The sequence below is a fragment of the Nostoc sp. UIC 10630 genome, from assembly GCF_010747425.1.
In the GTDB taxonomy this organism is placed as follows: domain Bacteria; phylum Cyanobacteriota; class Cyanobacteriia; order Cyanobacteriales; family Nostocaceae; genus Nostoc.
Map to the genome: position 1 here is coordinate 24,901 of NZ_JAAGOG010000028.1, position 10,234 is coordinate 35,134.

Below are 10,234 nucleotides of genomic sequence, written 5' to 3' on the forward strand. Positions count from 1 at the left end.
TGTCTTTGACCTTCAGAACTATAAGCACATTCCATACTACGATAAAACTAGCAATTTACCGTACTTTTTTGATAAAATATTCACATAGAACCAGAAAAAGTAGCATCTAACGCCCCAGCAACTTGTACAAATACTTGACTAGCCTTGGAGTTAGGGTCAACCAGTGTTAGGGGTTCTCCGATATCGCCACCGTTACAGATGAGGGGATCAATGGGAATCTGCCCTAAAAGGGGTGCTTTGAGTTCTTCGACTAACTTTTGACCGCCACCACTACCGAAAATCGGAATTTTTTCGCCACCATTCCCCATGAAATAGCTCATATTTTCGATAATACCGATAACAGGAACCCCAACTTGACGAAACATATAAACGCTGCGGCGGACATCCGAAATTGCCACATTTTGGGGAGTTGTTACCAATATTACCCCGCAAATTGGGCTTTCTTGCACGATAGTAATTTGAGCATCACCAGTACCAGGAGGAAGGTCAATTAATAAATAATCCAGTTCTCCCCACTCAACTTCATGGATAAACTGGGTGATGATTTTATGTAAAACTGGGCCGCGCCAAGCTAAAGGATGGTCTGCTTCAGCCAACAGTCCCACAGACATAACTTTAATACCGTGGGCTTCTAATGGCACAAACCTTTGACTTTTGGGAGTATCAATAACTTTCACTTCAGATTTACCCAGTCCCAGCATTTGGGGAACATTGGGGCCGTAAACATCAGCATCCAACAGACCGACTTTTGCCCCAGCTAATTGTAAAGCTGCTGCTAAATTAACCGCAGTGGTAGACTTCCCCACACCCCCCTTACCACTGGAAACTGCTAGAGTTGTTCTTACTCCTGGAATGGTGCAGAGTTGAATGTAAGTTTTTTTGCTCCAAGTTAGAGATGATAATACAGTTTGAATCTCGGTTTCTAATTGATGTTGATGGGAACCAATATACAAACGCAAATATATATAATCATCAACTATCCGCAGATTTCGCACCATCCCCAGACTAATAATGTCATTTTTTAGGGTGCGATCGCTAATTTGCTTGAGAAGTTGCACAACTTCTTGTTTCCGGGCGATGGTGAGGGAGTCGCCAGAAGAAGCTTGTACTTCTTCATCTGAACGCTGGAAAGGTAATTGATGGCTTGACATGAAAAACTCCGCAAAGATAATCTATCAAATCTGGTGTGCAAATTAAATATTCGACAGCTTGGGTGCTAGTTTTGTGATGCACATAAATTTTGGACAAGTCTGATTGAGAACACTCTCTCTTACAACATTGAGCGCCCCGACAATGAACGCGCTACGAAGAGAACTAAGCTATGGACAAGTATTAAATTATGGGGTATTTTGACTCTAAATTTTGAGAAGAAATATTTGCTGAAATACTTGTTTTTTAGTAAAGACTATGGAATACTCCTGATATAGTACAGTAAATCAATCGATAATTAGTATTTTAAGCGCTGGTAAGCTTGCCAGTCAAACAATTGGCGTTGCTGAATTCAGGTATGAAAATGATTTTGCGTGATTTCAAAACCTTATATAGAGACGTTCCATTGCAACATTTCTACACCAAGATTTATATATCTAATCAGCAACGCTAAATAATTTAACTAGTAGGAGTGAGTTCATAACTTTATTTTGCAACAGAGATTTTTCCGTATTCTGGGTTTAACAGTTTCATCGGCGTAAAATGCGAAAAAAACATTGCTTTTTAACGCTACTGCTGATTCAGCTAGTTGCACTCATATCACTATTGAGCAATTTATCCGCATTAGCAGTTACCGTTAATCTCTGTCCTCCAGAGATGGTACTCATTCCTGGAGGTATTTTCAATATGGGAGCGGATGATTCGGGTTTTGTGGAAGAGCGAACAGCGAAAAATGTTACAGTTACATCCTTCTGCATTGATAAATACGAGGTGACAAACGCCCAATTTGCTGAGTTTGTCAAAGCAACAAAGTATGTAACAGTTGCACAACGCCCTTTGCCAAAAGAGCAGTTTCCCGACTTACCAGATGAGCAGAGATTACCAGGTTCTCTGGTGTTTCATCAGCCAAAACAAGGTATTAAGCAAGTCCAATTTCTCAGTTGGTGGCATTGGACACCCGGCGCTAACTGGCAGCATCCCTTTGGTAGTGATAGCACTATTGTAGGTAAAGAAAACTACCCAGTTGTGCATATTGCTTACGAGGATGCCTTAGCTTATGCAATATGGGCAGGAAAATCCTTACCAACAGAAGCACAGTGGGAATATGCAGCTCGTGGTGGCTTAGATGGCGCAACTTATACCTGGGGTAATCAATATTCGGAGAAAAAAGCCAACACCTGGCAGGGGATTTTCCCTTTTTTCAATACCAAAGCTGATGGTTATATCGGAACGGCAAAAGTAGGCTCTTTTTCGGCCAATGGTTATGGACTTTACGATATGACCGGTAATGTTTGGGAATGGACTTCCGACTGGTTCAGCTTAGGACATGACAACAAAGCTCACAGTGTCAACCCTACAGGAGCAAGTAAAAGTTTTGACCCCAAAAAACCCACAGAGATTGCTCTTCATGTAATCAAAGGTGGCTCTTATCTATGTGCGCCGAACTATTGCAGCCGCTACCGTCCAGCCGCACGAGAGTCTCAAGCCCCCGATACAGGAACTAGCCATATCGGGTTTCGCTTGGTGAAGAACCTGGTTTAAAGCAATTTTCATTAGATTGCATTCTTAAGTCCTTTGGAGTACCTCTGCGTCTCTGCGTGAGAAAAAAATAGCTATAAAAGGTTATTGTATGTTGAGTTTAATTTTTCGGGCAATCGCTCTATCTCTAGTCATCACCTTGTTGATAGTTAGTAACCCTGCCCTAGCAGCTACATCAAAGGTTCTCCCTATTCGTCCACTGTCTTTTGAAGGTGAAATTGGCACAACTTACAAAGAGTCAACACCCGATTTTCCCGCCCCAATTACCGCTCCTAAAAATGCTCCTAATGTCTTATTAGTGCTACTGGATGATGTGGGTTTTGGGCAGGCAAGTACCTTTGGTGGTTCTGTAGAAACCCCCAATCTGACTCGTTTAGCGGAAAAAGGATTACGCTACAACCAATTCCACACTACAGCCCTTTGCTCACCTACCAGGGCAGCTTTGTTAACTGGGCGCAATCATCATTCTGTGGGTACAGGTGTAGTCGCAGAGTTAGCAACTGGTTATCCCGGTTACACGACTATTTTACCCAAGAGTGCGGCCACTGTGGCGGAAGTGCTGCGTCAAAATGGTTATAATACTGCGGCTTTTGGCAAATGGCACAATACACCAGATTATGAAACCAGTGCAGTGGGGCCTTTCGATCGCTGGCCGACAGGTTTAGGATTTGAGTATTTTTACGGTTTTCTGGGTGGTGATACTAACCAATGGAGTCCGGCTTTGGTAGAAAATACCAAGCGGATTGCACCACCAATCAACAATCCTGATTACCATTTAACTCCAGATTTAGTAGACCATGCGATCGCCTGGATTCGTTCTCAACAATCCATTGCTCTTGAAAAACCTTTCTTCACCTATCTGGCTACCGGTGCTACCCATGCACCCCACCACGCCCCCAAAGCCTGGATTGACAAGTATCAAGGCAAATTTGACCAAGGTTGGGATAAATTGCGGGAAGAAACCTTTGTCCGTCAGAAACAACTAGGTGTAATTCCTGCCAATGCCCAGCTTACTCCCCGTGCCAAAGAATTCCCAGCTTGGGATTCTCTATCTCAAGATGAACAAAGAATTTATGCCCATGAAATGGAGGTGTTTGCAGGATTTTTAGCACATACAGACTATGAAGTCGGACGGTTGATTGATGCTATAGACAAACTTGGGGAATTAGATAATACCTTAGTAATCTATATCGTCGGTGATAACGGCGCTAGTGCCGAAGGTGGTTTAACTGGTAGTGTCAATGAACTGAAAGTCTTTAACAGAATACCGGAAAGCCAAGAACAACTTTTAGCTTCCTTGAATGACTTAGGTAGTCCCAAAACCTTTAATCATTATCATGCAGGCTGGGCTTGGGCAGGAACTACACCCTTTCAATGGACAAAACAAATTGCCTCTCACTTTGGTGGTACTCGTAATCCCTTAGTTGTTGCTTGGGGCAACCAAATTAAAGATCGTGGTGGACTCCGCAGCCAATTCCATCATGTCATTGATATTACGCCTACAATTCTCGAAGCGACAGGAATTACTGTACCTACTGAAGTTAACGGTGTGAAACAACAGAAAATTGAAGGTACTAGCCTAGTCTACACATTTGATGATCCTGATGCTTCTTCTCAACGCAAAACCCAGTATTTCGAGATGTTCGGAAACCGAGCTATTTATAATAACGGATGGATAGCTGCGGCTCGTCACCCGCGCTTACCTTGGCAGGGGACAATCAATGCTGATTTCGAGCAAGATCCTTGGGAACTATACAACATTGAGGAAGATTTCAGCGAGGCAAATAACCTAGCAGATAAAAATCCAGAGAAACTGGAAAAACTGCAAAAGTTATTTTTATCAGAAGCGCGTAAACACAAAGTTTTACCATTAGACGATCGCGTTTCTGAACGGTTTGATGTCAAAATTCGCCCCTCTCTAGGCGCAGGACGCACCACATTTATTTACTATCCTGGTGCAGTACCAATCCCCGAAGGTAGCGCCCCAAACCTCAAAAACAGATCATTCACCATCAAGGCTGATGTAGAGATTCCAGAAAATGGTGCTGAGGGTGTCTTGTTAACTCAAGGTGGACGCTTTGCTGGTTGGGGCTTTTTTCTTGAAGATGGTAAACCAACCTATACCTACAATTTTGCAAATGCAGAGCGATACATTATTCAATCTCCTGAAAAGTTACCCCCAGGGAAAGCAACAATAGGATTTGATTTTGATTATGACGGTGGTGTTGGTGCAGGAGGAACTGGAAAATTGTTCATCGACAATCAACAGGTAGCTCAAGGTCGAATTGAAAAAACTATACCTTATCGTGTGGCTTTAGATGAAACCTTTGATGTTGGTCGAGATACAGGTACACCTGTAGTTGACACCTATCAAGTACCGTTTGCTTTTACAGGTAATTTACAGAAAGTTACCCTGAACCTGAAATAAGTTTAGGGGTATAGACGTTCCTAGTAACGTCTATACAATACTTCTCGGTTAAGGGGAAAAGGGAAAAGGGAAAGAAAATTTTTTTAACCCTTACCCGATTCTGAGTTAAAAATGTAAAAAACGAGAAGTATTGCTTCTACATCTACTCTTACAAGATCCATAAAAACGATCGCACGAAAGCAAAAAATTATGAATGAAATTATCCCCATACTTGACAAACTTGCATTCTTGTCGTTTGTTGTTGCAACTATGTTTGGTACAGGATTAAAGTTAACTTTACAGCAGATTTGGGAACCACTCCGCAATATCCGTTTAGTTATTTTATCACTGGTGGCAAATTTTTTAATTGTACCCCTTTTTATCTATTTGCTGTTGCAAGTAGTACCTGTAACCGAACCCGTAAAAGCTGGTTTTATCATTATGGCATTAGCATCAGGCCCTCCAGCTTTACCTAAACTGGCTCAAATAGTTAAGGGTAATTTAGCTTTTTCTACAGGCTTAATGATGTTGCTAATGTTTGGCACAGTATTTTATATGCCAATTGCGCTACCGTTAGTTTTGCAAGGTGTACAAGTCAATTCTTGGGATATTGCCAAACCTTTAATATTGTTGATGTTAACTCCGTTAGGAATTGGATTAATTATTAAGGCAAAATCTGAAGACATAGCTGTAAAGTTTCAAGCAATTATGTTCAAAATATCTAACTTTGGATTACTTTTAGGTTTAGTAGTAAGACTAGTAGTCCATTGTAACGAGATTATCATTTTATTAAAAACAGGTGTAATCTTTGTTTGTGCTATTTTTATTATCTTCTCTTTTACTGTGGGTTATTTACTGGGTGGGCCTGGTATTGATACTCAAAGAGTTTTAGGAGTAGGAACGGCTCAACGTAATTTTGCTGCTGCTTTATTAATAGGTACTAGCAATTTTGACGATCCTAATGTGGTGAGTACTATTATGGTGACAAGTTTATTAATGATGGTTTCAGTTCTGATTTTGGGGAAAAAGTTAACAGAAGTAGACCAAGGACAGGGTGCAAAAGTAGAGTCGGTAGAAATTTCGTGAGTAACCCTCCATTGCTCCCGCTACCAAGTTGAGTAAGCTGTTAAGCATTTAATTTGCACATTGAGATCGCAGGGGTTAGGGAGCAAGGGAGAGGGTTTGCAGCTTTTATTACCATGAAAATGATGCAATTTAAATTATAGTATTTACAACTCAATGATAAAACTGTCTCGCAGATGAAAGTCAGCCTCTGTGCCTCGATGAGTTAACGCCCAGTAAGTTATTTCACCATCTCTATCTTTAATAACGCTAGTAATGGCAACTTGAATTGTTTGCTCCATAGAAATGATTTTATCTAAATCAACATTTAAGTCTAGTGCTAAACTATCAGATTGATTTTGAACATTAAAAGGAAGATTTTCAAAAGCTGTTTCCTCTTGCATTCCTTGGCGATACCCATCAAGGCGATAAACATTCCAGTGTCCACTTGGGGACAGGTTGAATTCCCAATACTGTTGAGAATTTTTGATGCCAAGGAAGAACTCAAAGCAGGTTTCTTGCCACAATTCATGCTTGCGTAACGATGTATTTGATGGTTGGGCAATACCTCCGGTAGGCTTTGCCAACGCAATTTCTTTTAAATAGCCTTCAAGCATATAGTGGATGGCAAATTGATTACCATTTCGGCTTATATTGCCTGCAATTTTCAAATTAGGCAGCGATTCAGTAGAAGGGAAGGGTTGTAGGGAAAATGTCTGGTTGTTCATTTCATGTCTTTGATAATGTTACGAATCTGCGTTTCTTGAGATTCAATACTTTCGGTAAGCTTAAACTGCACGATCGCTCTTGCCAAGTTATGTTCTGGGTGCTTAACTTTAAAGTAGACATTCCCGGCTAAATAATCAGCAAAAAATCTCAATCCTAATTCAAAGGCAATGAGACGGATAGCATCATATATGTATGCATAGTCATTCTCGGTAAGAAACGCCTTTGCCACAGAGAGATAGCCTTGTAAGATTCCCTGACAGAGGTCAGTATCGAAATGAACACTTTCCCAATTCTCTGTTTCTTCTCCAGCCTGATTGCAGCCCGATCGCAAACAATCGCCAATATCGTAATGTACCAGACCGGGTTTAACGGTGTCGAGGTCGATGACGCTGACGGCTAGCTGAGTAACAGTGTCGAACATAACGTTATTAATTTTGGGATCGCCGTGCATCAGACGCAGAGGTAGTTTGCCCTCAGCTTTGGCATTTTCTAGGATATGTGCAAAGGTTTGGCGATCGCTAACAAACTGTAAACAATAATTAACTTCCGAAGATTGACTAGCACTAGTTTTCGCCAACGCTTCTTCGTAACGCTGGAGGTAAAGCGGTGTAATATGGAATCCTTGAAGAGTGTCAGCGAGTTTTTCTGGTGGTAAATCACTGATTAAATTGTGGAACATCCCCAAGGCATAACCGATTTCTTTCGCTTGTGAGCGATCGCGCATAGTATCGAAAGACTGGGAGCCTTCAATAAAGCTAATCGCCCGCCAAAATGAGCCGTCTGCATCCTGACAGTGGTCTTGAGCATCCTTAGTTAATAGTACGCGCGGTACTTCCCAGCGACGATTGAGGGAGATATGCTGTAACTGTTTATGAACATGCTCACTGAAGGTACGCATATTCTGCATAATCAGTTTTGGCTGACGAAACACCTGTGTATTGATGCGTTGCAGGACAAAATGTTGTTCTTTTGGGGAATCTAGAGTGACTAAGAAAGTGTCATTGATATTACCACTTCCAAAGGCTTTAACGACTGTAACCTTTCCTACTTGGGCGAATTGATCTGCGATCGCAATCAAATTCTCTGCACGTTGTGTATTAAATTCTTTTGTCATCTGTTTAACCTGCTACTCCTCACATACATTGCACGAAGGCAATAGGGGATATGGTAGCGCGTCAAAATAATTCGTAATTCGTAATTCGTAATTCGTAATTTTTAAAGGTAATAGTGCTAGCACAGGGTGTGACACCGATAGCGAGTATTCAGCAAGCTACGTGCAGCGTCTCGTAGAGAGGATAATAACCCATCGTAGATATTGCTCTTGCCGACCCTGTGCTAATTCAGTAGTTAAGAAATTTCGTCGCTATCAACCCACTCATCATAGGATGAGTCATAACCAATATAGTGAACAAAGTATTGCTGATTTTGGATTTGCTGAATCGTTGCAGAATACCAAGCTTCTTGGTCTTCATCCCAACATTTTACTTTTTGACCAACTGCATATCCATTGTCATCCGCAGCGCGAAGATCGCGAGTCCGAATGTCATCTTCGCCCACCCACTCGTCATAAGATGAACCATAGCCAAGGTAATGAATAAAAAATTGGTCATCTTGAACTTTCTCAATTGTTCCCTGATACCAATCTTCGTCTTCACCATCCCAGACTTCTACTGTTTTGCTGACTTCATACTGAATTTTATCTGACTTGACAGCAGAAGCTGACGAAACATCTTGAATAGGCTTTTGTTGCTCTTGTTTAATTTCCTCTTTTACGAAAGTGTATGCTTCCAAAATCAAGCCGCGAGCGACGGTTTGAGTTCCGGTATGCTCGTAGTAATTGGTAGTTTGATCTAGGAATACTGCGACAAAATCTAAATTATCATCAGCAATCTGAATAAAACTACCCAAATTACTAGAAATTGATTGCGGGGTTATACCTGTCTTAGATACTAAGTTATTCATCCAACCTTGTACGGAGTTAAAACCCTGACTGATAAAACCAACTTTATCAGAGGGATTACTACCTGGTAAAAAGTTATTGATAGCTAAGAAAACCGGATTTTGAGTTATTGCACCAGCATCAGTGCCACTAATAACTCCGTGAATTTTGCTGAGAAAATCGGGGCCTAATGGCAGAATTCCATCTATACAAACTAAAGCTACCATCCGCATTAAGGAGGCATTTTTATAGTTGTTAGTAAGGGAATTAGCAAACTCTTGGGGGTTAGGCTGAGGAATGCCATTTAGTTTACAAAAGGCGATGATTTCGACAGCGATTTTCAGTGCCAAGTCAATAGATTGAGTTACATCAGCTTTGGGAGTAATGTTGCCTAAAAAAGACAGAAAGCCGATTTTTTCACTAACTTTATTCGCTAAAGCTGCCGCTGCCATAGCTGTGTCTGCCTTATCAATTGTTTGATAAAGCTTGATTGCGAACTGGTAGCCTTTTTGAGGATCTTCGTATAACACGACAGCGCGATCGCGGATTCTCTGAATTACCTTAGCATCGGTTTCTCCTGTAATGCTGCGAATACTATTTTCAAACCCTGTCAAATTGCTCCACTCACCTGGCGCTACATAATCAAGAGCCTTTAAAACTTTGACAGTGATATTGTCAGTTGGTAATTCGTCAACCAACTGAATAATTGATTTATCCATCAGCCGATCCTCAAAACTCAAAGTTATGCTTACAACACAGTTAAACTAAACCCACAACAATTAATACCAGTTGCTTACCTTACGGGAAGCCTTTCTCTGGTCAATGCTGCGCGAATTACTGAACCGTATTAATAGAGTTCCCCGACTTGACCAAAAAATAACAAGTGGCGATCGCTACCAATATTTTTCGGTTAAGGGGGAAAGGGGAAAGGGAAAAGGTTTGAATTTACCTTTCCCCAGACCACACCAGATATGGAAAGTACTTATGCGAGAAGTATTGGATTGCCTCTCATCTGCTGACTTTTCAATTAGCTGAGTCTACATTTGAGCCTAACTCCATGCCAAATATTTGTTTTTTTAACCTTTTGCTAGCTGTTTCTTAAACTTACCGGGATAGGTTGAAGTTGATGAGTACGAATTAATACTAATAAAGTATGTAGCTATTTTTTGCTAGTTACTTCGGTCTTTCATGCCGATATTGTCTCATGTTCGCCCAAACGCTGAAGTAAGTTATTGCATCTATCCTTTTGTAGTTATGGGAGGCGATCGCCGCACAAATCAGTGTAATTGCTGTACTTGGTGTAGCGATCGCTTTTGGACTGTTTACGAAGTGCGGACAACTTTGGATAAATCCCAAGAGCGATCGCACTTAATACATCGCTTCGGATCATTTGGTTGATTTTTTGAGGA

Annotated in this window: 8 protein-coding genes; 4 read left to right on the top strand and 4 right to left on the bottom strand. The window is 41.2% G+C overall.

From position 1 onward, the window contains the following. Positions 1–80: 80 nt before the first annotated feature. Positions 81–1,151 (bottom strand): Mrp/NBP35 family ATP-binding protein, encoded by a 1,071-nt coding sequence (locus G1O98_RS09995; RefSeq protein ID WP_163928658.1) that lies wholly within the window; start codon positions 1,149–1,151, stop codon positions 81–83. Between the two features lie 541 nt (positions 1,152–1,692). Here G1O98_RS09995 and G1O98_RS10000 point away from each other — a divergent pair. The 3 genes from G1O98_RS10000 to G1O98_RS10010 all read left to right on the top strand — a co-directional run bounded on the left by G1O98_RS10000 (position 1,693) and on the right by G1O98_RS10010 (position 6,181). Next, a complete protein-coding gene (locus G1O98_RS10000) occupies positions 1,693–2,691 on the top strand; it encodes a formylglycine-generating enzyme family protein (RefSeq protein WP_163928659.1) in 999 nt (332 codons plus the stop codon). Positions 2,692–2,779: 88 nt separating this feature from the next. Then, complete coding sequence (locus G1O98_RS10005; RefSeq protein WP_163928660.1) at positions 2,780–5,116, top strand: arylsulfatase; 2,337 nt, start codon at positions 2,780–2,782, stop codon at positions 5,114–5,116. Positions 5,117–5,305: 189 nt separating this feature from the next. Continuing rightward, positions 5,306–6,181: a bile acid:sodium symporter gene (locus G1O98_RS10010; RefSeq protein ID WP_163928661.1), complete on the top strand. Its 876-nt coding sequence runs from the start codon at positions 5,306–5,308 to the stop codon at positions 6,179–6,181. Positions 6,182–6,324: 143 nt separating this feature from the next. Here G1O98_RS10010 and G1O98_RS10015 read toward each other — a convergent pair whose 3' ends face one another. The 3 genes from G1O98_RS10015 to G1O98_RS10025 form a co-directional block, all read right to left on the bottom strand. Beyond that, on the bottom strand, positions 6,325–6,885 hold the full coding sequence (locus G1O98_RS10015; protein WP_163928662.1) for a DOMON-like domain-containing protein: 561 nt from the start codon (positions 6,883–6,885) through the stop codon (positions 6,325–6,327). Then, positions 6,882–8,000 (bottom strand): aminoglycoside phosphotransferase family protein, encoded by a 1,119-nt coding sequence (locus tag G1O98_RS10020; protein ID WP_163928663.1) that lies wholly within the window; start codon positions 7,998–8,000, stop codon positions 6,882–6,884. Before G1O98_RS10020 ends, G1O98_RS10015 begins: the two co-directional genes overlap by 4 nt. Positions 8,001–8,233: 233 nt before the next feature. Further along, entirely contained in the window at positions 8,234–9,544 is a 1,311-nt protein-coding gene (locus tag G1O98_RS10025) for a Tudor-knot domain-containing protein (RefSeq protein ID WP_163928664.1), read from the bottom strand. A 469-nt stretch (positions 9,545–10,013) separates the two neighbouring features. Between G1O98_RS10025 and G1O98_RS10030 the strand changes: the two genes are divergently transcribed. After that, positions 10,014–10,223, top strand: a complete 210-nt coding sequence (locus G1O98_RS10030) for a hypothetical protein (RefSeq protein WP_163928665.1) — start codon at positions 10,014–10,016, stop codon at positions 10,221–10,223. The last annotated feature ends 11 nt before the right edge of the window (positions 10,224–10,234 follow it).

Excerpts from the sequence above, each read along its gene's own strand:
- G1O98_RS10030 (WP_163928665.1), top strand. The coding sequence starts at position 10,014 with ATGCCGATATTGTCTCATGTTCGCCCAAACGCTGAAGTAAGTTATTGC.
- G1O98_RS10025 (WP_163928664.1), bottom strand. The coding sequence starts at position 9,544 with ATGGATAAATCAATTATTCAGTTGGTTGACGAATTACCAACTGACAAT.
- G1O98_RS10000 (WP_163928659.1), top strand. The coding sequence starts at position 1,693 with ATGCGAAAAAAACATTGCTTTTTAACGCTACTGCTGATTCAGCTAGTT.
- G1O98_RS10010 (WP_163928661.1), top strand. The coding sequence starts at position 5,306 with ATGAATGAAATTATCCCCATACTTGACAAACTTGCATTCTTGTCGTTT.
- G1O98_RS10005 (WP_163928660.1), top strand. The coding sequence starts at position 2,780 with ATGTTGAGTTTAATTTTTCGGGCAATCGCTCTATCTCTAGTCATCACC.
- G1O98_RS09995 (WP_163928658.1), bottom strand. The coding sequence starts at position 1,151 with ATGTCAAGCCATCAATTACCTTTCCAGCGTTCAGATGAAGAAGTACAA.
- G1O98_RS10015 (WP_163928662.1), bottom strand. The coding sequence starts at position 6,885 with ATGAACAACCAGACATTTTCCCTACAACCCTTCCCTTCTACTGAATCG.
- G1O98_RS10020 (WP_163928663.1), bottom strand. The coding sequence starts at position 8,000 with ATGACAAAAGAATTTAATACACAACGTGCAGAGAATTTGATTGCGATC.